This window comes from Rathayibacter caricis DSM 15933 (genome assembly GCF_003044275.1).
GTDB classification, from domain to species: Bacteria; Actinomycetota; Actinomycetes; order Actinomycetales; family Microbacteriaceae; genus Rathayibacter; species Rathayibacter caricis.
Window position 1 is genome coordinate 1562596 of sequence record NZ_PZPL01000001.1, and the last position, 22310, is coordinate 1584905.

The window sequence follows — 22310 nt, forward strand, 5'->3', positions numbered from 1 at the left end:
CCCGATCAGCGAGGGACGATGCGGGGCGCAGGGCGTGGGCGCGGCTGCGCGCATCCCTGCTGGTCGAGTAGCGGCGGCACGCCGCGTATCGAGACCCCCGTGTCCAAGAGGGTTGGATCTCGATACGCCCGCTGCGCGGGCTACTCGATCAGCCAGGGACGGCGTAGAGCGTGGGTGCAGCGGCGCGCATTCCCTGCTGGTCGAGTAGCGGCGGCACGCCGCGTATCGAGACCCCCGTCTCCAGAAGCCCCCGCCCTACTCCGGGTGCCGCTGCGGCGCGCCGAACAGCAGCGCGGTCGTCGCCGCGACGACGGCGCCCGCCGCGAGGGCCGCGGCGAGCACGACGAGCTGGAACTGCGCGGCCTCCAGCGGCGACGCTCCCGCGAACACCGCGCCGACGAAGGCTCCCGGCAGGGTGACGAGCCCGGTCGTCCGCGTCTGGTCCGTCGCCGGCACGAGCGCCGTCGAGGCCGCGGCGCGCACCAGGCGCAGGGCGGCGCGGCGCGGAGTGGCGCCCAGCGCCAGCCAGCCCTCCACCTCCTCCGTCCCCGCGGCGAGACCGGCGCGAAGCTGGCGTCCCATCAACGACGCCGCGGTCATCGCGCCGCCGATCACGATGCCGCCGGTCGCGAGCAGGTACCGCGGCTCCGATCCCACGGCCCCGGTCGCCGCGACGACCGCGAGAGGGACGCCCGCCGCGGCGAGGAGCACGACGAACGTCCGCAGGCCGTGACGGTCCAGGCCCGCGCGCGTGCGCACCGTCCACGTCGCCGCGACGAGCATCAGCACCAGGAACGCGGCGACCAGCCGCGCATCCTCGATGATGCCGTGCAGCACGAGGCTGAGGAGTCCGAGCTGCAGCGCCGCCCGCGCGATCGCGACCGCCTGGGCACCGGGCCGCTCGAGTCGCAGCGCGGCGACGATCGCCGTCGTCACCAGCGCGAGCACCAGCACCGCGACGAGCGTCGGAACGGTGGAGGAGGTCATGGTGCGACGAGCCTACGAGGCGCGGGCCCGCGCGCTCGGACCGGCCCCGTCACTCCGCTCGCCCTCAGCGCCGCAGCACCCGCCGCGCGAGCACGTTGCCCAGCAGCTGCACCAGCTGCACGATCACGATGATCACGAGCACCGCACCCCAGGTCACGACCGGCTCGAACTGGCGGTAGCCGTACTGGATCGCGAAGTTGCCGAGGCCGCCCGCGCCGATGTAGCCGGCGACCGCCGACATGTCGACGATGGCGACGAAGACGAAGGTGTAGCCGAGGATCAGCGGGCCGAGCGCCTCGGGGAGCAGCACGGTGCGCACGATGCGCAGCCGGCCCGCTCCGACCGAGCGCGCGGCCTCGATCACGCCGGGCTGCACGGTCAGCAGGTTCTGCTCGACGATGCGGCCGATGCCGAACGCGGCGGCGAGCGACAGCGAGAAGATGATCGCGTCGGTGCCGATGCCCGAGCCGACCACGAGGCGCGCGAGCGGCTGGGCGGCCGCGATGAAGATGATGAACGGGATCGGCCGGAAGACGTTGACGATCACGTTCAGCAGTCCGTAGACCAGGCGGTTCGCGAACAGCGCGCCGCCGCGGGTGAGGGCGAGGCCGAGGCCGATCAGCAGGCCGCCGAGCCCGCCGAAGAGCAGGCTGAGGGCGACGATGTAGAGCGTCTCGCCGGTGGCCTTCGCGAGTTCGGGGAGCAGCTCGATCAGGGCGTTCATCGGGGCACCTCCGTGAGGCCGACGCGAGCGCCGAGGCGGGCGAGAAGGGGCTCGACGACGTCGTCCGACGCGTCGAGGGCGACCGTGAGGTGGCCGAAGGCGCGTCCGCGGACGTCGGTGATGCCTCCGTAGACCAGCTCGAACGGCACGCCCGCGGCGGCGATGTCGGCGAAGACGTCGCCCTGCGAGGCGGAGCCGTCCGAGAACGAGAGCGTGACGAGCCGGCCGCGGTGGCGCTGCCGCAGCACGGCCGCCTCGGCGGAGGAGGGCACGGAGCGGACGACGGTCGAGACGAAGCGCCGGGTGACCGGCTCGCGCGGAGCCGAGAACACGTCGAACACGTCGCCGCGCTCGACGATGCGGCCCGACTCCATCACGGCGACCTTCGTCGCGAGCTGCTGGATCACGTCCATCTCGTGCGTGATGACGAGGATCGTGACACCGAGCTCCTCGTTGATGCGCCGGAGAAGCGCCAGGACCTCGCCGGTCGTGTCCGGGTCGAGAGCGCTGGTGGCCTCGTCGGCGAGCAGGATGCGGGGCGAGGCAGCGAGGGCGCGGGCGATACCGACCCGCTGCTTCTGCCCGCCCGAGAGCTGCTCCGGGTGGCTGCGCGCCTTGTCCGAGAGGCCGACGAAGCTCAGCATCTCGTCGACGCGGGTCTTCAGCTCGGCGCGCGGAGTGCCGGCGACCTGCAGCGGGTAGGCGACGTTCTGCCACACCGTCTTCGAGCCGAACAGGTTGAACTGCTGGAAGATCATGCCGATGCCGAGCCGGATGCGGCGCAGCTCCCGCTCGGGCAGGCCGACGATGTCGCGGCCGTCGATCTCGATGCTGCCGGACGTCGCGGGCTCGAGCGCGTTGACGAGGCGCGCGAGCGTGCTCTTCCCGGCACCGGAGTAGCCGATCACGCCCTGGACGTCGCCGGCCTCGATGTCGAGGCTCACGCCGTCGACCGCGGTCGAGGCCGTCGCCCCGCGGGACAGGGGCGGGTAGACCTTGCTCACATCGGTGAGGCGGATGAGCGGCACGGCGCTCCCTTCGAGGGGTTCGGGCGGGGGTGCCGGTGTCCCGGCGGACGGACGGGATCCCCCGCCGGAGCAGGGGATCCCGTCGCGAGGAGAGGGCGGATCAGCCCTGGGCGGATCAGCTCCGGGCCGATCAGCCCTGCGCGGCGGTGTCCGCCTCGACGGTCTCGAGCGAGGCCTCCAGCTCGTCGGCGGGGGTCTTCACGAAGATCGCGGTGCCGCCGGACTGCTCCGACACTCCGTCGAGCACGGCCTGCGTGCTCTGGTAGATGTCGACGAGCTCCTGGTAGGTCTCGTTGTCGGCGTCCTCGGAGCGGGCGGCGAACACGTTGACGTAGGGGAGCGCGTTGGGGTCGCTCGGGTCGTCCGTCGCGATCGCGTCGGTGGCCTCGAGGCCGGCGTTCTCGATGAAGTCGTTGTTGATGATGGCGGCGGCGACGTCCGGCAGCGAGGTCGGGGTCAGCGACGCCTCGAGGGCGGTCACGTCGACCTTGGACTTCGCGGTGTCGACGTCGTCGACGCTCGAGAAGATGCTGCCGCCGTCCTTCAGCTCGATCAGACCGGCCGACTGGAGCACGAGCAGGCCGCGGGCCTGGTTGCTCTCGTCGTTCGGGACGGCCACGGTCGAGCCCTCGGGGATGTCCTCGACGCTGTCGTACTGCGTGGAGTAGAGGCCGAGCGGGTAGATCGCGGTCGCGCCGATCGGCACGAGGTCCTCGTCGGCGGACGTGTTGTACTGCGCCAGGTAGACGATGTGCTGGAACTGGTTGAGGTCGATCTCGCCCTCGGACAGCGCCGGGTTGGGCTGGTTGTAGTCGCTGAAGTCGACGATCTCGACGTCGATGCCGGCGTCGGCCGCGGCCTCCTCGTAGGTGGCCCAGTAGGGGTCGCTGGCACCGACGACGCCGATGCGGACGGTGTCGCTCTCGCCCGCCGAGGCGGAGCAGCCGGCGAGGAGGAGGGCGGAGGCGGTGATCGCGGTGGTCGCGAGGAGCGTCGTGCGCAGGGACATGCTGTGTGGATCCTTCCGTGGAGAGGATCCGCTCGGTGCTGCTTGCTGACGGAGCGGCGACCACGGGCGGTGCTGATCACCGCCGGCGCTGCGACCGGCCTCCGGTCGCACGACGCCGCGTCGACGCGGATCCCGGGGACCACGGTACGGATGTCGCGCGGTGGACGCGAAACATGCGCGTAACACGACGACTCGCGCCGCCGGGGAGGAGGGTCAGCCCGCGAGGGCTTCGGCCTCCGCGGCCTCGTGCTTCGCCAGGCGCTTCGCGATCGCGTCGCGCTCGGCCCGGAGCGACGCGATGGTCGGCTGGTCCAGGCGCGGATCCGCGAGGTCGGCGAACGGGCTCGCCGATCCGGTGCGGGCCGTGACGAGCGCGGCGTACGCCTTCGTGGCGGACCGCAGCTCGGCTCCGGCGCGCTCGACCTTCCGAGGGCTCGAGTCCTTGTCGGAGACGAGTCGGGCGTGCTTGTCGAGGGCTGCTACCAGTGCCTGGTGGGCCGCGTCAATCTTCTTGCTCATAGGCGCATTATGGCGCAAGCTCGCCTCACGAGGCGAGACCGGCTCCGCGACTCCGGCCGGTCGGCCGGTGGGAGGACCGCCGCTCGGCTGCCGCGCTACGAGGATCAGACCGGGCCGGATCCCCGCGCGATAGGCGTCGACTCGGAGTTGTGCCCGGCGCTCGTCGAGACCGCGTCGAGCACACGCTGCACGTCGAGCGCATCGTCGAACGTCGGAGCCACCGGGGTGCCGCCCGCGATCGCCTCGACCAGGTCGACGACCTGGTGCGTGAAGAGGTGCTCGTAGCCGATGCCGTGCCCGGTGGGCCACCACGCCTCCATGTACGGGTGCGCGGGCTCGGTCACCTGGATGCGCCGGAACCCCTGCGCCTCGTCGGCGTCGCGCGCGTCGTAGTACTCGAGCTCGTTCATCCGCTCGAAGTCGAACGCGATCGAGCCGGTCTCGCCGTTGATCTCGATGCGATTGGCGTTGCGGCGGCCGGTCGCGACGCGGGTCGCCTCGAAGACGCCGAGGGCGCCTCCCTCGAACGCCGCCGTGAACGCGACCGCGTCGTCGACCGTGACCGGTCCTCGCTCCGCCCCCTCCTCGGCGCGCCCGCCGAGCCCCGACTGCTCGGCCAGCACCGGGCGCTCGGTCGTGAAGGTGCGCAGCACCGCCGAGACGGAGGAGATCCGCCGGCCGGTCAGCCACTGCGCCGTGTCGATGCTGTGCGCGCCGATGTCGCCCAGCGCGCCCGATCCTGCCCGGTCCTTCTGCAGGCGCCAGGTCAGCGGCGCCTCGGAGTCGCGCAGCCAGTCCTGCAGGTACTGCGCGCGGACGTGGCGGATCGCCCCGAGCCGCCCCTCGTCGACGAAGCGCTTGGCGAGGGCGAGCGCGGGAGTGCGGCGGTAGCTGAATCCGCACATCGCGACGCGGTCGGAGGCGCGCACGGCGGCCGCCATCCGCTCGGCCTCCTCGACGGAATTGGCGAGCGGCTTCTCGCAGAGCACGTGCTTGCCCGCCTCGAGAGCCGCGATCGCGATCTCGGCGTGCGTGTCTCCGGGGGTGCAGATGTCGATCAGGTCGATGTCGTCGCGCTCGATCACCGCCCGCCAGTCGGTCGAGGACTCGCTCCAGCCGAGGACCTCCGCCCGCTCGCGGGTCGTCTCGGGGTTGCTCCCCACGAGCACCGCGAGCTCAGGCTCCAGCGGCAGGGGGAAGAAGCGGGCGGCGGTGCGCCAGGCGTGCGAGTGGGTCCTGCCCATGAAAGCGGTCCCCACGAGTGCCACCCGCAGTGCTCGGTCGTTCGACATCCTCGTCCTCTCGTCGGCGCTCCCGACCCTGCCACGGGACGGGGTCGGAGGGCTACCACCCGCCGCCGGGCCTTCCCGCACGCCTGACGTCCGTGCCCCCCGCTACGGTGAAGCCCGAACGGAGGCGCCCATGACCTGGCAGCTCGAGACGATCCCCTACGACCATCCCGACGCGGATGCACTCCGCGCCGCCCAGCGCATCGAGCTCGACGAGCGCTACGGCAGCACCGACCACGAGCCCGGCGTGCCTCCCTCGGCCGCCGATGTCCCCGTGTTCGTCGTGGCCCGCGACGCCGGCGGCACGGCACGGGCCTGCGGTGGCCTCCGTCCGCTGGCCGACTCGGTCCTCGGCCCCGGAGTGATCGAGGTCAAGCGGATGTTCGTGGACCCGTCGGCGCGCGGGTCCGGCGTCGCGACCCTCGTCCTCCGCCGGCTCGAGCAGCTCGCGGCGGGGCTCGGAGCGACGCGACTCGTCCTCGAGACCGGCACCCGGCAGCCGGACGCGGTCCGCTTCTACGAGCGCGAGGGCTACACGTCCGTCCCGCTCTTCGGCGCCTACATCGGCGGCGAGTGGTCGCTCTGCTTCTCTCGCGACCTCTGAACGCTGCGCCTCGAGCGGCGCGCACCGATGGAACGACGGAGGGGCGCCCCTCTCGGGACGCCCCTCCGGTGCTGCCGTGACCGCTAGGCGCGGCGGCGGCGCGTGATCATCAGCGCGAGTCCGCCGAGGATCCCGAACGCCGCGAGGGCGAGGGGAGCCGAGGGCGAGACGCCGGTCGCGGCGAGGACGGGCCGACCTGCCGTGACTCCGGAGCCCGCGCCGCTGCCCGCGCGAGCCGCCGCCTCGGCCGCCGAGCAGTCGACCGGGTCGGACACGGACCGGCCGTAGTCGTACTCCGCGGTGGCGGTGCGACCGCTGGTCGTGCCCAGCGCGACGACGCAGTAGATCTCGGGCTCCGGGTCGGCGAGCGGGTACTCGCCCAGCGCGATCAGGCTCCAGCCGACCGTGTCCACGGTGTAATCGAGACGGGTGCCGCCGTCGACGAGGCGCTGGCGAGTGCCGTCGAGGGAGTGGATGCTCACCGAGACGCGCTCGCCCGCGGTGAAGCCGAAGACGGCTCCACCGCTCGTTCGCTCGACGTCGGGGGCGGAGGGCTCGAGCGGCGCCCGCACCGGCCAGATCCTGATGCCCGGCTTGTCGGGGACCTGCACGAGCGAGGCGGAGACGGTGCGCCCGCTGGACGCCCCCACGCCCGTCACCGTGAACGTGCCGAACTGGTCGACCATCGTGCTCTCGTCCAGCAGGAAGGACGTTTCACCGTAGAGGGCGGAGCCAGGGACGTCGTTAGCGATCGTCGTGACGGAGCCGTCGGGCGCGGTCAGGGTCGTCGTGACGTCCTCATCCCGGTCGAAGCCTCTCAGCAGGGCGGCGATGCCGAAGACCCGGAAGGCTGCGACGTTCACATCTGAGCCGAGCTGGAACGGCGAGCCGTCCTCGGCGAGGACGAAGGACACCGCCGGGTCGGGCTGCGTGATCGTCAGCACCACCGCGTTCGAGGTGAGCTGCACCCCGGCCGCGTCCGTGGCCGAGGCCACGACGGTGATCTGCTCGCCGGGGCGGGGGAGGTGCGGGTAGAGGCTGAAGCCGCCGTCCAGAGCCCCGGGGAACCAGTCGTCCAGCACGACCTCGCCGTTGGCGGACGAGACGACGGTCGTGCGGGCCTCCGGGGTCGGGCCGTCCATCAGCGCGACGACGACGGAGGAGCCCGGGGCGAATCCGGAGCCGACGACGTCGAGGCCGTCGCCCCAGCCGGTCGAGCGGTCGCCGATGATGCCGGCGCCCGCGACGAAGTCGGTGCGGGGCAGAGTGAGGACCGGGGCCACAGCCACCGGCGCCTCGCTGGGCGCGGGCGGTGCGGTGACGGGCGCCTCGGTGGCGATCGGTGCGGCGACCGGCTCGGCCGTCGCCTCCGGCGTGCTCGTCGGCTCCGGATCGCTCGTGTCGACCGGGGTCGGCGTGGGCTCGAGCGCCGGCGCGACCGCGGTCGGCGTCGCCTCGGAGGCGGGCGCCTCGAGGATCTCGGTGGCCCCCGCCGCACTCGGGAACGCGAGCGCTCCCAGCAGTGCGGCGGTCGTGATGACGGAGGCCGTGCGGCCCCCTCGCGCTGTACGCACGATTCCTGCTTCCTCCGGGGCGCAGTGCGCTCTCCCGGCTTCCCCATGGATCCGGGGGCGATGCGCCCCCTGGTGCTGATCCTGGCGGAGAGGAGGGTCGCGACACGACGTCCCGACACAACGAACGCATCACGGAATCCGGCGGCCGGAGGAGACCCCGGCCGCCGGCCGTCGGCGTCAGCCCTCGAGCGGCAGCAGGATGCCCTTCACCGTCTCGTCGGTCGCCAGGAACTCCTGCACCGCCGGGTCCTGGAACGCCTGCACGAGCTTCTGGATGTTCTCGGTGTCGGCGTAGCGGGAGCCGATCGTGAGCTGCCCGGCGAAGTCGTCGGGAGCGGTCGGCGCGAAGATCTGCTTCTCGATCGGGATGTCGGCGGCGAGGTAGTACTCGGTGTAGCCGACGGCCGCGTCGAGGTCCGGCAGCGCGCGCGACTGGGCCGCGAAGTCGAGCAGGGTGAACTTCAGGTTCTTGGGGTTCGAGGCGATGTCGTCCTGCGTCGCCGTGCCGGGCTCGGTGCCGGGCTTCAGCTCGATCAGCCCCGCGCTCTGCAGCAGCCAGAGGCCCTGGGCCTCGTTCGCCGGGTCGGAGTAGAGCGAGATCGTGCCGCCGTCGGGGATCTCGGACACGTCGCCGTACTTGTCGCTCCAGAGTCCGAAGCCCCAGCGGAACACCGGAGTCGCCGCCTCCTCCTCGAAGTCGGGGTTCGACTCGAGCACCTGCCCGAGCCAGAGCTTGTGCTGGTAGACGGTCGCCGCCACCTCGCCCTCGCTGACGGCGCGGTTGATGGTGTTGCTGTCCGAGAGGCCCTTGAACTCCACCTCGATGCCGTACTTCGGCGCGACCTCGTCGGCGACGAACTGCACGAGCGCCTGCTCCGACGCGTTGCCCTCGGCGGTCGCGACGTAGAGCGTCGCTCCCTCGGTCTCGTTCGCCGAGACGGCGGGGGAGAGGATCGGGACGACGATCGCCGCGCCGACGCCGAGTGCGACGACCGCGCCTCCGGCGATCCACGGCCAGCGGCGCTTCTTCTTCAGCTCGAAGCCGAGGCTGTCGGGGGTGTCGTTCTGCGTGGGCATGAGAGGCCTTCCGGAGTGCGCGCGCCGGGTTCCGGGCGCGCGAGAGGGACGCCGCGGGGGGAGGCCGGGCGAGGGGTGGGGGAGAAGAAGAGGGGGGCGGTCTCAGACCGCGACGGCGACGCGCTCGGACCGCCGGGTGCGCGAGGCGCTCGGCGTCGTGGCGCGCACGAGGGCGTCGCCGGTGAGCTGCACGAGCGCGACCGTGGCGACGAGGATCACGATCGTCGCGAGCATCACCGTGTTGTCGAAGCGCTGGTAGCCGTAGGTGACGGCCACGTAGCCGATGCCGCCGGCTCCGATCGTGCCCGCGATGGCCGAGTACTCGATCATCGCGATCGTGTTGATGGTCAGGCCGCCGATGATCTGCGGCACGGCCTCGCTGAGCTGCGCCGAGCGGATGACCTGCAGTCGCGACGCTCCGGAGGCGCGGGCCACGCGGGTCAGCGCGATCGGCACGCTCCGCAGCGCGTTCTCGACGATGCGGGTGAAGAACGCGATGCCCGCGATCGACATCGGCACGACGGCCGCGGCGATGCCGATGTTGGTCCCGGTGATCAGCCGGGTGAACGGCATGATCGAGGCCATCAGGATCAGGAACGGCAGCGAGCGGCCGATGCTGATCACCCAGCTCAGCGTCTGGTGGGCGGCGCGGTTCTCGAACAGCCCGCCGGGCGCCAGGTTGTGGACGGCGGCTCCCAGGGGGATGCCGACGAGCACGACGATCGTCATCACGATGCCGACCATGATCAGGGTCTCGCCGAGTGCCGGCAGCACCAGCGCCGGGATCTCGGCGATCGGGACGCGGTTGTCGAGGTGCAGGCTCATGCGGCGATCTCCTCGGTGAGCTCGAGCGGGGCGGAGTCGAGGCGGGCGGGGGCCGGGCGGACCGACAGGCCCAGCGCTCCGGCGGCGTCGACGAGGCGGCGCTCGTCGACGGGTCCGAGCGCGATCGTGGCGTGGCCGACGGCCCGGCCGGCGACCGTCTCGATGGCGGCGCCGAGGAGCGACACCGGTCCGACCGTCTCGCCCAGGCGGACGATCCAGTCGGCCGGCACGTCGGAGCGCGCGTAGCCGAGCACCCACTCGGTGAGCCCGGGGGCCGGAGTCGCGGCCGGGCGCAGCGGATTGAGCGCGAGGCCCAGCGGCGAGGAGGCGTCGCGGAGCAGGTCGACGAGTCGTCCCGACTCCACGATGCGGCCGTGATCGAGCAGGGCGGCCGAGTCGGCGACCTGCCGCACCGTCTCCATCTCGTGCGTGATGAAGAGGATCGACAGGCCGAGGTCGTCGCGCAGCTCCTTGAGGAGGGTCGTGATCGCGGTCGTCGACGCGGGGTCGAGCCCTGAGGTGGCCTCGTCCGAGAGCAGCACGCTGGGGCGCAGGGCCAGGGCCCGGGCGATGCCGACGCGCTGGCGCTGACCGCCCGACAGCTGGTGCGGGTAGTGCCGGGCGCGCTCGGTGAGTCCGACGCGGTCGAGCAGCTCGGCGACGCGGCGCTTGGTCTCGGCGGGGGTCACTCCGAGGTACTCGAGCGGCAGCGCGACGTTCTGGGCCGCGGTGCGGCGGCTGAAGAGGCCGTCGGACTGGAAGACGGTGCCGATACGGCGGCGCGCGACGCGCAGCTCCTGCTCGGACAGCTGCGAGAGCGCATCGCCGTTCACGACGACCGAGCCGGAGGTGGGGCGCTCGAGGAGGTTCACGCACGCGGCGAGCGTGCTCTTCCCGGCGCCACTCGGGCCGACGACGGCGAAGATCTCGCCCGTCGCGACCGAGAAGTCGAGGCGGTCGAGCACGGTGACGGCGGCGTCGCCGTGTCCGTAGACCTTCGTGAGCTGCTCGAGGCGGATCATGCCTGCTGTCCTTCCGGGACGGGGCGGAGCGGGCGCCGTCGGCGCACGGGGACGATGATGGAGCATCGCCGCCGTCCCGCATCGGCCGCGTGACGTCCGCCGTAACACTCCGCCCGCGCTGGCCCCTGGAAGGGAGGCGTCAGTACACGAACCAGCGCAGCCAGTCGCGGTTGTGGGCGTGCACGAGGGCCAGGAAGACCACGAGGTCGAAGAGCAGGTGCACGCAGATCACGTAGGTCAGCGACTTCGTCTTCGAGAAGATCCAGCCCTGCAGCAGCGCGAACGGGATCGTGAACGCCGGAGCCCACTCGCGGTAGCCGAGCTCCCAGAGGAACGACACGAACACGACCGCCTGCAGCACGTTCGCCCACCACATCGGCAGGTGGCGGCGCAGCACCGCGAAGACGACGCAGATGAAGAACAGCTCGTCCCAGATGCCGACGAAGCCGACTCCGACGAAGAGGCGCGCGACCTCGTCCGGAGCGTGGATGGCGGGCCAGTTCAGGTAGGCGCCCGAGCGGATGAAGTAGAACGGCAGCAGGATCCAGCCGAGCACGAGCACGGCGGGCAGGTACGACTTCTCGAGCGGCGTCCACTTCTGCCCGGTGCGCAGCGGGAAGCGAATGATCGACCGCTTCGTGCCGTAGCGGTCGATCGCCCAGGGCACGGCGACGGCCGCGGACAGCACGGCGCCCATCAGGGCCATGTTCGGGTAGTCGAGGTTCGCCTCGACCGAGATCGTGCTGACGATCACGAGCCCGGCGGCGATCAGCGACAGGTCCACCGCGAGGACGCGGTCGATCGCGAGGGCCAGGAGCAGGCTCGCGCCGAGCACGAGGTAGCCCGCGAGCGGGAGGCGGAGTCCGAAGAGGAGGACGGCCGAGACGGAGATCCCGGCGGCCGGGGCGAGAGCGGGAGGCACGGCTTCAGGGTAGGCGCGCGGCGTCTCGCGCCAGCATCGGGCTTGCCGGTCGGGCGCGGTTGAATCGCTCTCCGAGGAGGACCGATGACCGTCACCGCCCACCGCTGGATGCACGGCTGGGAGCTCCGGATCGACGGCGAGACCGCGACCCAGGTCGACTCACTCGACAGAGTCGCTCAGCAGGTGCGCGATTACCTCGACACCGTCGAGCCCGGGACCGATCACAGCCGGTGGGAGGTCGTGATCGACGCGGCGAGCAGCGACGTCGAGTCGAGCGGCAGCGTCTCCCACTCCGTCGACGGCTGACACGGCGGGCTCACGCACTCCGCGTCAGCGGAGCGCCTCCAGCGCGACGGACGCGGCGCGGGCGACGAGGGCGTCGTCGTACGGGAGCGACGGGTCGCTGCGCTCGGTCAGCACGGCGATCACGATCGGAGCCGCATCTGGGCGCTCGACGACCGCGAGGTCGTTCCGGAGACCGCCCGCGCCGCCGGACTTGTCGAGGACGCTCCAGCCGTCGGGAGCACCCGCGCGCACGAGCGCGTCGCCCGTCGCGTTGCCGCTCATCCAGTCGCGCAGCTGGGCACGGTCGACCGGATGGAGGGCGTCGCCCAGGAGGAGCGCGCGCAGGTCGGCCGCGAGCGACCGCGCGGTGCCGGTGTCGAGACCCTCCGGTGAGACCCGGTTCAGCTCGGGCTCGATCCGGTCGATGCGCGTGACGTCGTCGCCGAGTGCGCGGAGCGCCTCCTGCAGTCCGGCCGGCCCGCCGAGCTCCTGCAGCACGACGTTGTGAGCGGTGTTGTCGCTGAGGCGGACCGCGGCCTCGGCCACTTCGCCGAGCGGCAGGCCCGTCGCCGTGGCGGGCCCGGTGACGGGGGAGTGATCGACCACGTCGCTCCAGGTGACGACCCGCTCGAGATCCGCAGGCTCGGTGCGGGCGAGCAGCGCGCCCGCGGCCAGGGCCTTGATCGCGGAGGCGAAGCGGAACTGCTCGTCGGCGCGGTGCTCGACGGTGCGCTCGTCCTCGGTGTCGACCGCGACGAGCCCGATCCGGGCGTCGTACTCGGCCTCGAGGGCGGCGAGGGCGGTCTCGACCGCGGCGGCGTCGACGTCCGGGGTGCCGGGCGGAGTCGTCGCGGGAGGGCTGGTCGCGGTCACACCCGGAGTGCCCGCTCCAGCGACGCCCGGATCCGCGTCATCGGAAGCGCACGCCGCGAGTGCGAGCACCAGCACGAGTGCGCCACCGAGCCCGCGGAGCGCGGCCGGGACAGGACTGCGTGGAAGGAGGTGATCCGAGGTCGTGGGCACGGAGGAGAGGCTACGGCGCAGCACCGGCACCGCGCCGTGCCGGGGAACTCCCTGGCGCTCGCTAGAGCACGCCTCGGGCGGGAGGGCATGCTGGAGGGATGACCGACGCCTCCGCCTCCGCCTCCCCGTCCGCGAGCCCCGCCGCCGCCCGTCCTCGGGGCGAGCGCCCGGTGCGCACGCAGCACGTGCTGACCGTGCTGCGGACCGAGCGGTTCGGCGACCACCTCGCACGCGTGCACCTCGGCGGTCCGGGCTTCGACGCCTTCGCCGCGGAGGCGGACCCCGCGGCTCTCGCGACCACCGACAAGTACGTGAAGCTGCTCCTGCCCCGCGCCGGTGTCGACGTCGAGCCGCCCTACGACCTCGACGCGCTGCGGGCGACCCTCGCTCCCGAGGACCTGCCCGTGCGCCGGACCTACACGATCCGCTCCGTCGACCCGGCGAACCGCAGCCTCGCGATCGACTTCGTCCTGCACGGCGACGACGGAGTGGCGGGGCCGTGGGCCGCGTCGGCCGTCCCCGGCGACCGCATCGCCTTCAACGGCCCGGGCGGCGCGTGGTCGCCGAGCACCGAGTCGGGGGCGTTCCACCTGCTCCTCGGCGACGACTCCGCTCTGCCGGCGATCGCCGCGGCGCTGGAGTCGATGCCCGCGCACGCGCGCGGTCTCGCGCTGATCGAGGTGCACGGCGTCGAGGACGAGCAGCCCCTTCCGGCACCCGACGGCGTCGAGGTCCGCTGGCTGCACCGCGGCGAGCTCGCCGCCGGCCGCGCGCTGGTCGCCGCCGTCCGCGCCGAGCCGCGGCCGACCGGGGTGCTCGACGTCTTCGCGCACGGCGAGCGCGGGGCGATGAAGGAGCTGCGCGCCCTCCTGCAGGACGACTGGGGCCTCGAGCGCCGCGCCCTGTCGCTGTCGGCCTACTGGGCGCTCGGCCGCGCCGAGGACCGCTTCCAGGCCGAGAAGCGCGAGCCCGTCGGCGAGATCTTCGCCGACTGACCCGCGCCCGACCGGCCCCTCTCCCCGGCTGCCCCGAGTGCGAGCCGTCAGACCAGGCGCCGCCCGCTGAACCGGTCGATCGACGCGTCGCGCGCCATCGCCCGCTCGTACATGCGGTGGAACGGCGCGGTCAGCACGCCGTTGGTGCGGTCGAGCGAGTCCTGCCACGCGACGATCCCGCCCAGCTGCGCCGCCAGATCCGCCCGCAGCGCCTTCTCGTCGACGGTCGTCGACTCGCCGCCCGCCACCACGACCCGGCCGGCCACGATCACCGTGTCGATCGAGGAGCCGTTCTCGGAGTAGACGAGCTGGTTCTCGAGGCGCTGGCGCGGGGTGAAGTTCAGGGTCTCGAGGTCGAACAGCACGAGGTCGGCCTGCTTGCCGACCTCGATGCTGCCGGTGACGTGGTCCAGCACCGCGCTGCGGGCCCCGCCGATCGTGCCCGCCGTGAGCACCTCCGCCACGGTCGGCCACGACGCGAGGTCGGGATCGGTCGCCTTGTGGAGCAGGGCCGCGGCCTTGATCACGTCGAGCATCCGCGGGGAGTCGCTGCTCGAGCAGCCGTCGGTGCCCAGCCCCAGGTTCACTCCGGCGTCGTGCAGAGCCCGCCACGGCGCGATGCCCGAGCCGAGCTTGAGGTTCGACAGCGGGTTGTGCGAGATCGACGTGCCGGCCGCCGCGACCCGGTCCATGTCGGAGTCGGTGAGCCAGATGCCGTGCGCGAACGTGGTGTTCCGCGAGAGCGCCCCGATCCGCTCCATGTACTCGACGAGGGTACCCCCGTACGACTCCTCGCCCGTGACGAGCTGGGTCTTCGTCTCGAGTACGTGGATGTGGCACTCCGCGTCGTGCTCGAGCGCCAGCTCGGTCGCTCCGACCAGCAGCTCGGGCGCGACCCGCTGCGGAGCGGAGGGGGCGACCATGTAGCGCAGCCGGCCCCCGCCGCGCCCGTGCTGGGTCGCGAACGCCTCGCGGCTGAACGCGAGGTACCCCTCGGTGGTCGGCCGTGAGGCCGCCCGCGCCGACTCGAGGACGTCCGCCGGCAGCAGCTCCTCGAGGAACGGCATCGTCTCGAAGAACGGCTTGCTGATCACGTGCCCCGAGATGTTCGCCCGGATCCCGATCTCGTCGTACGCGTCGAACACCGCCGCCAGCTGCGCGGCGTCCTGATCCGGGTTCTCGAGCACGTCGTCGACCAGCGTCGTCACGCCGGCCTTCAGCGACTCGAGCGCGAACAGCGACGAGCGCAGCCGCACCAGGTCCGGCGCGACGCGGCTGTCGCCGAGGATCGGATACGAGAGCAGCATCCACAGCTCGAGCGGCAGGTTGTCGTAGCGCCCCTTGTAGAGGTACTCCCACGAGTGGGTGTGCGCGTTGACGAAGCCGGGGGTGACGAGGCGGTCGCGGCCGTCGATCACCTCGTCGCCCGGTTCCGCGACGAGCCCCGGGCCGATTGCGACGATCACGTCGTCGACGATCCGGATGCTCGCCGTGATCGGCACGGCGCCCGAGACCGGGTCCATGGTGATGACGGAGGCGTCGGTGATGAGCAGCGGCATGGCGGTTCCGTTCGTGGTTCGAGGTGCGGTGGAGCGTCTGGAGCAAGTGGTGCGGGCGGTACGGCGGGGTGAGGAGGAGAGCGGAGTGACGCGGCCGGCTACCCGAGGACCGGCTCGGCCGCCCGTGGCGCCGGCTCCAGGGCCTCGCGCCTCTCGACCCAGGCCACCGCGTCGCGGCGTCCGAGCAGGAGGTAGGCGACGCCGGCCGAGACCGCGCCGGCCAGCCACGAGACGTCGATGCCGCCGAGGGCGGTCGAGGCCGGCCCCTGCAGGGCGGGGACGGAGCCGTTCATGAACATCCAGGTCAGCGTCGCGCCGATCGCGAACGAGAGCAGGGCGCGCCAGCGCACGTCCGGGAGCAGCGGCGATCCCACCGGGGCGAAGAGGTGGCCGAAGGAGCGGACGCGCTTCTCGAAGACCGCGTAGTGCACGAGCACGATCGCGCCCCACGGAGCGACCCAGCCGACGAGTCCGACCAGCCACGCGTCGAGCGTGGTCGCCAGGTCGTCCTGGAAGACGAAGAAGACCGCGGCGGCGAAGGCCAGGACGCCGACGATGAGGCTGAGGGTGCGGCGTCCGAGCCGCAAGTCGAGCGCCTGCGTGGCCATGCTGAACGAGTAGATGTTGAGCACGTTCGTCGCGATGGGGCCGTGCACGACCAGGAGCAGCACCGGGATCGCGAGGGCGCCGAAGTTGTCGACGATGAGCTCGCCGGGGTCGACGCCGCCGTTCTTCGTCGCGAGGGTCGCACCGAGCAGGCCGAGCCAGACGACCGGGATGAACTGGCCGAGCACGCTCGCGAAGTACAGCTTCGGCCGCGAGGCGCGCGGGCTGACGAAGCGGGAGTAGTCGCCGGCGTAGGCGAGCCAGGTGAGGCCCCAGCCGATGCCGATCGCGGTCATCACGATCGACATCGCGGCCAGGCGGTCGCCGCCGGTGAGGGCGCCCTCGGCCGGGCCGGCGTAGGACCAGTCGATGTCGAGGAAGAACCAGGCGACGACCGACATCAGCGCGAGGACGATCAGGGTCGGCGGCACGGTCCAGCGCTCGAACGCGGCGATCGCGCGGTAGCCCAGGAACGAGATCCCGACCTGGATCGCCATGATCACCGCCGCGACGGCGATCTTCCATCCGACGTTCGACTCCTCCGGATCGACGAGTCCGACGGAGCCGAGCAGCGCGATGACGAGGTCGAGCACGATCCAGGTGTTGATGGCGCACCATCCGATCACCACGACCGCCTGCACCGCCGCGGGGGCGTAGTTGCCGCGGCGCCCGAAGACGGCCCGGCCGATCAGCATGCCCGTCGCTCCGGTGCGCTGCCCCAGCAGCACGAAGAAGCCGAAGACGGCCATGCCGACCACGTTGCCCAGCACCAGGACGGTGACCGTGTCCCAGAGCCCCAGGCCCATGTTCACGCCGAGGGCGCCGAGGACCCAGTTGATCGGGGCGATGTTGGCGCCGGCCCAGATCCAGAACTGGCCGTCGAGGCGGGCGGTGCGACGGGAGTCGGGGAGGGGCGCGAGCGCCTCCTCGGAATCGGCGGTGCCGTGCAGGGCGTCGGTGCTCATGGCGGATCCTCTCGGAGTGAGGTGGAGCGGTGGGGGAGCGGGGGCGCCGGGCGGACGTGGTGCGGGAGGTCCTCGACCGGCGGTGAGGCCACTCTGCTCCGGACCGGTTTCGCGCGACGCGCCCCCGTGTAAATTCGCCGTGACGCGAGAGGACGTTCTGTATGGCCTACCTGCTCCTGGACGCCCTCCGCGACCCCCTGCTCTCCGCCGCCCTCCCCGTCGTCGTGGCCGGAGGCGACCCGGCGCTGCGCGCGATGATCCGCTGGGCGCACGCGAGCGAGCAGCTCGACGTCGGACCGCTCCTCCTGGGTGGCGAGCTGCTGCTGATGGAGGGCGTGCACCTGGCGTCGGACCAGGACCCCGGCGAGTGCCGCCGCTACGTGGAATCCCTGGTCGCGGCCGGAGTCGGTGCCCTGGCCGTCGAGCTCTCGCCGCGCCTGCCCGAGGTGCCCGCGCCGCTCGTGGCGGCCGCCGACCGGCTCGGGCTCCCCGTGCTCTCGCTCGCGAAGCGGGTGCCGTTCGTGCAGGTGTGCGAGAGCATCAACACCCGGCTGACCGAGCAGAAGTTCCGGAGTCTGCGGCTGGCGGACAGACTGTCCGGTCGCCTCGGCGAGGCGGCGGCCGGGGAGGCGACCGTGGAGGAGCTGCTGCAGGTCGTCGCCTCCGAGACGGGCGCGAGCGCCTCTCTCGTCTCCGCGACCGGCGAGCCCCTCGCGCGGGCGGATCCCGGCGGGGGCATCGACACGGCCAGGACAGCGGGCGCCTTCTCGGGAGTGCTGCACGCCGGCGACTCCCTGCTCGGCACCCTGTACCTCCGCGCGCACGTCGACGCCGACGTGCACTCGGTCGCGGTGGCCCTGGATCGGGCGCCCGACGTGCTCGCGATCGCGGTCCTCCGGAACCGGCCTCCGTCGGTCGACGAGCGGCTCGCGGCGCAGCTGATCGCGGTGCTCAGCGCTCCGCAGCCGCCCAGCACGCTGGATCTGCAGGTCGACGCGTTCCTCGAGCGGCTCGGTGCGGGCGGGCGCGAGCGCTACCTCGGGGTCTCGGCTGACGTCGAGCACGACGAGCGGGTGCTGCGGGAGGTGCGCGGCGCCCTGCGCGCGGTGGGCGAGTCGGAGCCGGTGCTCAGCGTGGTCGGCACGGAGGTCCTCGCGCTGCTCGCCTTCTCGACGGCGGCGGCGATGGAGCGGGCGCGCGCCGAGCTGCTCGATCGGGCGGCCGGTATGCACGCCGGCCAGGTGTGCGTCGGGAGCGGTATCGGCGACCAGCGCTCGCTCCAGCGGGAGCTCGCCGAGGTGCGGGGGGTGCGCGAGTGGGCCCGGCCCGGGGGCGTGATCGACGCCCGCCAGCACCGGCTCGAGCGCTTCGCCAGCGCCCTGCGCGAGGCGCACGAGGCCGACGACTTCGTCGAGGACCTGCTCGGGCCCCTCCTGGCGCAGCGGCCGGACCTGCTGCCGACGCTCGAGACCTACGCCTCCCTCTGGGGTGGGAAGACGGCCACCGCGGCGGCGCTCGGCATCGGGCGGCAGACCCTCTACGACCGCCTCGAGCGGATCGAGGACCTCCTCGGCCCCCTCGACGCCTCGCCTGCGCGCACTCGCGCGATCATGACCGCCGTCTTCCTCCGCGGCGCCCGAGCGGCCCTGCCGAGCTGAGGGGAGCCGCGCCGATCGGAGCGCCGGGCCCCGGATCGGCGCGGCCGCGCGTCACTCCTTCTCGTCGACGATGTCGGTGTCGGTCTCGTCGGCGCGGTCGCGCAGCGCATCGGCCATCGCTCCGGCGCCCTCGGCTCCGTGGTCGTGGTCGACCTGCTCGACGAGGCCGCTGAGCTTCTCGTCGTTGGTCGCGTCGTCGCTGCCGTCCATGACCGGCCGGCTCTGCTCGTTCTCGCTCATCAGTGGCCTCTCTCGTCGCGTCCACGGATCGGGCGCGGGAGTCCGACGCTACGACTCCGGGTCGTCGGGCGCCCGTCCTTGACCATCGGGTGAGGACGTGGGAGGGCGGCGGCGGCATCGGCGGAGGAGCCGCTCGAAGTCCCCAGTTCGGGTGGGGATGCAGTCCTGCTAGGCTCCGATCCGTCTCGCACTACGCAGGTTGCTCGTGAACCCTGTGGTGACCGCCCCCTCACCATCGGCTCCCCCCGACCGGAAGCAAAGGAACGCCGTGGCGTCGTATCTGTTCGTCTGCTCCGGCGGCGGCCACCTGTCGGAACTGCACACGCTGGCCGAGCAGCTGCGGATCCCGGTCGAGGAGCAGTTCTGGGCGACTCCCGAGGGCGGACTGAGCCGCAGCCTCCTGGCGGGTCGCGAGGTCGCGGCACTGCACGAGGCGCCGCCGCGCGCGGTCGTCCCCCTGCTGCGCAACGTCCTCGTCGGCTGGAGCCTGCTGCGCCGCCGCCGGTTCGACGCCGTCTTCAGCACCGGAGCGAGCCCCGCGCTCTCGATCCTGCCCCTCGCGGTGCTGCGGGGGATCCCCGCGCACTACATCGAGAGCGCCGCGCGGGTCGACGGCCCTTCGTTCTCGGGACGGATCCTCGCCAAGCTCCCCGGCGTCGCGACCTACACGCAGTACCGCTCCTGGGCCGATGCGCGCTGGCGCTTCGGCGGGGCGATCTTCGAGAACTACCACGTCGAGGACGTGCCGCCGCAGCCGATCCGCCGTGCCGTCGTCTCGGTGGGCACGCAGGACGGGTACCCCTTCTCCCGCTTCTTCGAGGCCGTGGTGCCTCTGCTGGAGGGCGTCGAGGTGCTCTGGCAGACGGGGATGACCGACGTCTCCGGCCTCGGCATCGAAGGGCGGCCCTCGGTGCCGCACGGCGAGCTCGTGGCGGCGATGGCCGAGGCCGACGTCGTGATCGCGCACGGGGGAGTGGGCACCGCGCTCAGCGCCATCGAGCAGGGCCGCGTCCCGATCCTCGTCCCGCGCCGCCTCGCGCACGGCGAGCACGTCGACGACCACCAGGTCCAGATCGCGGCACGACTCGCGGAGTCGGGCCTCGCGGTGCACGCGGAGGCGGGCGATCTGTCCCGCGAGATCCTCGAGCACGCGGCGAGCCGCCGGGTGGTCGCGGCGGCCGAGCGGCCGCGCTTCGTGCTGCAGACCTCGGTGCCGAACCCCCGCTCGCGGTGGCGGCGGCTGACGTCGCTCATCGGCGGCCTCGTGCCCCGGCGGGCCCGGGGCTGAGGTGCCCACGGCCCCGGCGACCGTGCACGGAGACGGCCCGCCCCGTAGGATCGGCGGGCGAGTGATCTCGCAGAGCCTCGGGGCGGCTCGGACCGTTCGGCCCCGCGCCACACACCTCGACCGCCTGTGAAGGACTCCGCCATGACCCGATCGCCGTCCCCCCGGATCTCCCGACGAGCCCTGCTGCTGTCGTCGGCGGCCGCCGCCGGAGTCGGAGCGACCCTGGTCGTCGCGTCGCCGGCCTCCGCCGCCCCGAACTACTCGGTGATCCCCCGACTGCCCGGCGAGATCTCGCGGACGGACACCGCGACCTCGCGGGTGGGCAGGAAGAAGTACGAGGTCATCGACGTCGTGATCTCGGGCGATCGTGCCCGGCTGTTCGTGCCGCACTCGGCGAAGCCGGGCACCGCGGTCTCGATGATCTGGTACTACCACGCCAGCGGGAGCAACTACGCGGCGCTGTCCGGCGCGTACCAGTACTCCGCCGACCAGGCCGTCGACCAGGGACTCGTCTCGATCTGCCCCAACTACGGCGGCTCGCTGTACACGAACCCCGTCGCGCTCGCCGCTCAGACGAAGGCGGCGGCGTGGGTGACCTCGGTGTGGACGGTCTCGGCCAGCCTGCTCCGCTCGAACTCGGGCGGCGGCACGCTGCTCGCCTGGGCGTACGGCAAGCGCATGGTGCCCGCGATCCGCGGCGCGTACCACGCGAGCGGCTCGTTCGACATGGAGGACCTGTCCCGCCGCGATCCCTCGCGCGTCCTGCCGATCTACGGGAACGACCCGGCGGCCGTCCGGGCCGCCAACCCCCTCCGCCTGCCCGAGTCCGCCTGGGCCGGCGCGCGCCTGCGCGTCACCGGCTCCTCCGAGGACGAGCTCGTGCCCCTCGAAATGCACGGCGGGCGCTTCTACCGCCGGGCGCTGCCCCAGGCGAAGGAGGCGACCATCGTCGTCCACTCCGGCGAGGACAGGCCGAACGGCCACACGGTGCCCTCCTCCACCAACGCCGACATGCTCACGACCTTCGCGCGCTGGCTGCGGGAAGGCCCGGCCTGATCGATGGCGGAACCGGCACCCCTTCGGATCCTGAGCGACACCTGGTACGGACGGGTCGTGGGCGCGGACGTCGCAGGCACGAGCACGAGTGCGCTCCGTCGGTGGCGGACCACCGTGCGGATGTGCCTCCGCAGCCGCGACTACGACCTCGTGCTGACATCGGAGGGGACCCGCCGGATCGGCGGTGTCGTCGTGCTCGCGGGCTTCCTAGCCCTGACCGGTCGGCGCAAGCTCGTTCTGACCGAGTTCATGCCCAGCTCGGTCCGTCCGGGGCTCAAGGGCGCCGCCGCCGTCCGCCTCTACCGACTCCTTCTGGGCCGCGCCGTGGCGCGCATCCAGGTCATGACCGCGTGGGAGCGGGAGGAGTACATCGAGCGCTTCCGCATCCCGCCCGAGCGCATCGCGCACGTGCCGTTCTACTGGTTCGACGACCGCCTCCCGCCCGCCGAGCCTTCGGTGCGCAGCGGTGCGATGGCGTCCGGGCGCAACTCCTGCGACTGGGAGACGTTCTTCGCGGCCCTCGGCGAGCTGGGCGTCCCCCTCACCGCGGTCTGCGACCGGCGCGACGTCGAGCGTGCGCGCGGGGCGGCGACCCCCGGCAGCACCGTGCTCGTCGAGGTGCCCCGCGAGGAGCACGACCGTCTCCTCTCCTCGAGCGAGCTCTACGTCCTCGCTCTGAAGGACACTCGCAAGAGCACCGGGCACGTGCGCCTCGCGTCGGCGGCCACGCGCGGCACCCCCGTCATCGCCTCCGACGTCAGGGGGATCCGCGGGTACGAGCACCTCGCGGTGGCGGTCGTCCCGCCCGGGCGGCCCGACGAGCTCGCCGAGACGGCCGCGCGGCTGCTGGGCGATCCGGCCGGTCTGCGAGCCCGAGCGGAGGAAGTGGGTCGGATCGCCCGGTCCCGCCCCTACAGTCGTTACGTCGAGGAGATGCGCTCCTTCATCCTCGGCTCCCCGATCCGGCCCACCGTCCGGTGACGGCCGGAGTCCCCGCTCCACCGCGCCTCCGATCGCCCCGCCGGCCTCCGCACCGCCCGCGCCCCCTCCTCCCG

General features: G+C 72.8%; 22 protein-coding genes. 7 read left to right on the forward strand and 15 right to left on the reverse strand.

The features are described 5' to 3' along the window. Positions 1 to 255 precede the first annotated feature (255 nt). The 6 genes from C1I63_RS07120 to C1I63_RS07145 all read right to left on the reverse strand — a co-directional run bounded on the left by C1I63_RS07120 (position 256) and on the right by C1I63_RS07145 (position 5559). The gene (locus C1I63_RS07120; protein WP_107574316.1) at positions 256 to 987 is read right to left on the reverse strand and encodes an ABC transporter permease; all 732 of its coding nucleotides are present in this window, start codon (positions 985 to 987) and stop codon (positions 256 to 258) included. A gap of 64 nt (positions 988 to 1051) precedes the next feature. Continuing rightward, entirely contained in the window at positions 1052 to 1711 is a 660-nt protein-coding gene (locus C1I63_RS07125) for a methionine ABC transporter permease (RefSeq protein ID WP_107574317.1), read from the reverse strand. Next, on the reverse strand, positions 1708 to 2739 hold the full coding sequence (locus tag C1I63_RS07130; protein WP_107574318.1) for a methionine ABC transporter ATP-binding protein: 1032 nt from the start codon (positions 2737 to 2739) through the stop codon (positions 1708 to 1710). The genes C1I63_RS07125 and C1I63_RS07130 overlap by 4 nt, the downstream gene beginning before the upstream one ends. Before the next feature lie 130 nt (positions 2740 to 2869). Next, positions 2870 to 3748: a MetQ/NlpA family ABC transporter substrate-binding protein gene (locus C1I63_RS07135; protein WP_107574319.1), complete on the reverse strand. Its 879-nt coding sequence runs from the start codon at positions 3746 to 3748 to the stop codon at positions 2870 to 2872. A gap of 213 nt (positions 3749 to 3961) precedes the next feature. Beyond that, on the reverse strand, positions 3962 to 4267 hold the full coding sequence (locus C1I63_RS07140) for a hypothetical protein (RefSeq protein ID WP_055785842.1): 306 nt from the start codon (positions 4265 to 4267) through the stop codon (positions 3962 to 3964). 104 nt (positions 4268 to 4371) lie between these two features. Further along, complete coding sequence (locus C1I63_RS07145; RefSeq protein WP_107574320.1) at positions 4372 to 5559, reverse strand: Gfo/Idh/MocA family protein; 1188 nt, start codon at positions 5557 to 5559, stop codon at positions 4372 to 4374. 130 nt (positions 5560 to 5689) lie between these two features. Between C1I63_RS07145 and C1I63_RS07150 the strand changes: the two genes are divergently transcribed. After that, on the forward strand, positions 5690 to 6160 hold the full coding sequence (locus tag C1I63_RS07150) for a GNAT family N-acetyltransferase (RefSeq protein ID WP_107574321.1): 471 nt from the start codon (positions 5690 to 5692) through the stop codon (positions 6158 to 6160). Between the two features lie 83 nt (positions 6161 to 6243). Here C1I63_RS07150 and C1I63_RS07155 read toward each other — a convergent pair whose 3' ends face one another. The 5 genes from C1I63_RS07155 to C1I63_RS07175 form a co-directional block, all read right to left on the reverse strand. After that, entirely contained in the window at positions 6244 to 7734 is a 1491-nt protein-coding gene (locus tag C1I63_RS07155) for an LPXTG cell wall anchor domain-containing protein (protein WP_107574322.1), read from the reverse strand. Positions 7735 to 7911: 177 nt separating this feature from the next. Further along, complete coding sequence (locus C1I63_RS07160; RefSeq protein ID WP_107574323.1) at positions 7912 to 8811, reverse strand: MetQ/NlpA family ABC transporter substrate-binding protein; 900 nt, start codon at positions 8809 to 8811, stop codon at positions 7912 to 7914. A 102-nt stretch (positions 8812 to 8913) separates the two neighbouring features. Further along, complete coding sequence (locus C1I63_RS07165) at positions 8914 to 9636, reverse strand: methionine ABC transporter permease (RefSeq protein WP_055785857.1); 723 nt, start codon at positions 9634 to 9636, stop codon at positions 8914 to 8916. Then, positions 9633 to 10658: a methionine ABC transporter ATP-binding protein gene (locus tag C1I63_RS07170; protein ID WP_107574324.1), complete on the reverse strand. Its 1026-nt coding sequence runs from the start codon at positions 10656 to 10658 to the stop codon at positions 9633 to 9635. The genes C1I63_RS07165 and C1I63_RS07170 overlap by 4 nt, the downstream gene beginning before the upstream one ends. Positions 10659 to 10797: 139 nt before the next feature. Next, positions 10798 to 11580 carry a CPBP family intramembrane glutamic endopeptidase gene (locus C1I63_RS07175; protein WP_107574325.1) on the reverse strand — a complete coding sequence of 261 codons (783 nt, stop codon included), beginning with the start codon at positions 11578 to 11580 and terminating at the stop codon, positions 10798 to 10800. An 84-nt stretch (positions 11581 to 11664) separates the two neighbouring features. On the opposite strand from C1I63_RS07175, the gene C1I63_RS07180 reads away from it, so the two are divergent. Continuing rightward, complete coding sequence (locus C1I63_RS07180) at positions 11665 to 11886, forward strand: hypothetical protein (RefSeq protein ID WP_107574326.1); 222 nt, start codon at positions 11665 to 11667, stop codon at positions 11884 to 11886. A gap of 24 nt (positions 11887 to 11910) precedes the next feature. Here the strand turns inward: C1I63_RS07180 and bla are convergent, their stop codons facing one another. After that, positions 11911 to 12888 (reverse strand): class A beta-lactamase, encoded by a 978-nt coding sequence (bla, locus tag C1I63_RS07185; protein ID WP_107575772.1) that lies wholly within the window; start codon positions 12886 to 12888, stop codon positions 11911 to 11913. 98 nt (positions 12889 to 12986) lie between these two features. Here bla and C1I63_RS07190 point away from each other — a divergent pair, with 98 nt between their 5' ends. Next, positions 12987 to 13883: a siderophore-interacting protein gene (locus C1I63_RS07190; RefSeq protein WP_107574327.1), complete on the forward strand. Its 897-nt coding sequence runs from the start codon at positions 12987 to 12989 to the stop codon at positions 13881 to 13883. A gap of 47 nt (positions 13884 to 13930) precedes the next feature. On the opposite strand, the gene C1I63_RS07195 is transcribed toward C1I63_RS07190, so the two are convergent. Together C1I63_RS07195 and C1I63_RS07200 are read right to left on the reverse strand one after the other, a co-directional pair. Next, complete coding sequence (locus C1I63_RS07195) at positions 13931 to 15442, reverse strand: amidohydrolase family protein (protein WP_107574328.1); 1512 nt, start codon at positions 15440 to 15442, stop codon at positions 13931 to 13933. A gap of 98 nt (positions 15443 to 15540) precedes the next feature. Continuing rightward, positions 15541 to 17013, reverse strand: coding sequence for a purine-cytosine permease family protein (locus C1I63_RS07200; RefSeq protein WP_107574329.1), 1473 nt, complete (start codon positions 17011 to 17013; stop codon positions 15541 to 15543). Between the two features lie 161 nt (positions 17014 to 17174). Between C1I63_RS07200 and C1I63_RS07205 the strand changes: the two genes are divergently transcribed. Beyond that, a complete protein-coding gene (locus C1I63_RS07205) occupies positions 17175 to 18671 on the forward strand; it encodes a PucR family transcriptional regulator (protein ID WP_107574330.1) in 1497 nt (498 codons plus the stop codon). A 51-nt stretch (positions 18672 to 18722) separates the two neighbouring features. Here C1I63_RS07205 and C1I63_RS07210 read toward each other — a convergent pair whose 3' ends face one another. Continuing rightward, the gene (locus tag C1I63_RS07210; RefSeq protein ID WP_055785881.1) at positions 18723 to 18911 is read right to left on the reverse strand and encodes a hypothetical protein; all 189 of its coding nucleotides are present in this window, start codon (positions 18909 to 18911) and stop codon (positions 18723 to 18725) included. Positions 18912 to 19179: 268 nt separating this feature from the next. On the opposite strand from C1I63_RS07210, the gene C1I63_RS07215 reads away from it, so the two are divergent. From C1I63_RS07215 to C1I63_RS07225, 3 genes are all read left to right on the forward strand, one after another. Further along, on the forward strand, positions 19180 to 20199 hold the full coding sequence (locus C1I63_RS07215) for a glycosyltransferase (protein ID WP_170116338.1): 1020 nt from the start codon (positions 19180 to 19182) through the stop codon (positions 20197 to 20199). Positions 20200 to 20340: 141 nt separating this feature from the next. Further along, on the forward strand, positions 20341 to 21255 hold the full coding sequence (locus tag C1I63_RS07220; RefSeq protein WP_107574332.1) for a hypothetical protein: 915 nt from the start codon (positions 20341 to 20343) through the stop codon (positions 21253 to 21255). A gap of 57 nt (positions 21256 to 21312) precedes the next feature. Beyond that, positions 21313 to 22236, forward strand: a complete 924-nt coding sequence (locus C1I63_RS07225; protein ID WP_170116339.1) for a glycosyltransferase — start codon at positions 21313 to 21315, stop codon at positions 22234 to 22236. The last annotated feature ends 74 nt before the right edge of the window (positions 22237 to 22310 follow it).

Bases quoted from the DNA above. Each gene is read 5' to 3' on its own strand.
- C1I63_RS07165 (WP_055785857.1), bottom strand. From the start codon at position 9,636: ATGAGCCTGCACCTCGACAACCGCGTCCCGATCGCCGAGATCCCGGCG.
- C1I63_RS07150 (WP_107574321.1), top strand. From the start codon at position 5,690: ATGACCTGGCAGCTCGAGACGATCCCCTACGACCATCCCGACGCGGAT.
- C1I63_RS07135 (WP_107574319.1), bottom strand. From the start codon at position 3,748: ATGTCCCTGCGCACGACGCTCCTCGCGACCACCGCGATCACCGCCTCC.
- C1I63_RS07200 (WP_107574329.1), bottom strand. From the start codon at position 17,013: ATGAGCACCGACGCCCTGCACGGCACCGCCGATTCCGAGGAGGCGCTC.
- C1I63_RS07160 (WP_107574323.1), bottom strand. From the start codon at position 8,811: ATGCCCACGCAGAACGACACCCCCGACAGCCTCGGCTTCGAGCTGAAG.
- C1I63_RS07125 (WP_107574317.1), bottom strand. From the start codon at position 1,711: ATGAACGCCCTGATCGAGCTGCTCCCCGAACTCGCGAAGGCCACCGGC.
- C1I63_RS07205 (WP_107574330.1), top strand. From the start codon at position 17,175: ATGGCCTACCTGCTCCTGGACGCCCTCCGCGACCCCCTGCTCTCCGCC.
- C1I63_RS07140 (WP_055785842.1), bottom strand. From the start codon at position 4,267: ATGAGCAAGAAGATTGACGCGGCCCACCAGGCACTGGTAGCAGCCCTC.
- C1I63_RS07170 (WP_107574324.1), bottom strand. From the start codon at position 10,658: ATGATCCGCCTCGAGCAGCTCACGAAGGTCTACGGACACGGCGACGCC.
- C1I63_RS07120 (WP_107574316.1), bottom strand. From the start codon at position 987: ATGACCTCCTCCACCGTTCCGACGCTCGTCGCGGTGCTGGTGCTCGCG.
- C1I63_RS07210 (WP_055785881.1), bottom strand. From the start codon at position 18,911: ATGAGCGAGAACGAGCAGAGCCGGCCGGTCATGGACGGCAGCGACGAC.
- C1I63_RS07195 (WP_107574328.1), bottom strand. From the start codon at position 15,442: ATGCCGCTGCTCATCACCGACGCCTCCGTCATCACCATGGACCCGGTC.
- C1I63_RS07220 (WP_107574332.1), top strand. From the start codon at position 20,341: ATGACCCGATCGCCGTCCCCCCGGATCTCCCGACGAGCCCTGCTGCTG.
- C1I63_RS07190 (WP_107574327.1), top strand. From the start codon at position 12,987: ATGACCGACGCCTCCGCCTCCGCCTCCCCGTCCGCGAGCCCCGCCGCC.
- C1I63_RS07145 (WP_107574320.1), bottom strand. From the start codon at position 5,559: ATGTCGAACGACCGAGCACTGCGGGTGGCACTCGTGGGGACCGCTTTC.
- C1I63_RS07180 (WP_107574326.1), top strand. From the start codon at position 11,665: ATGACCGTCACCGCCCACCGCTGGATGCACGGCTGGGAGCTCCGGATC.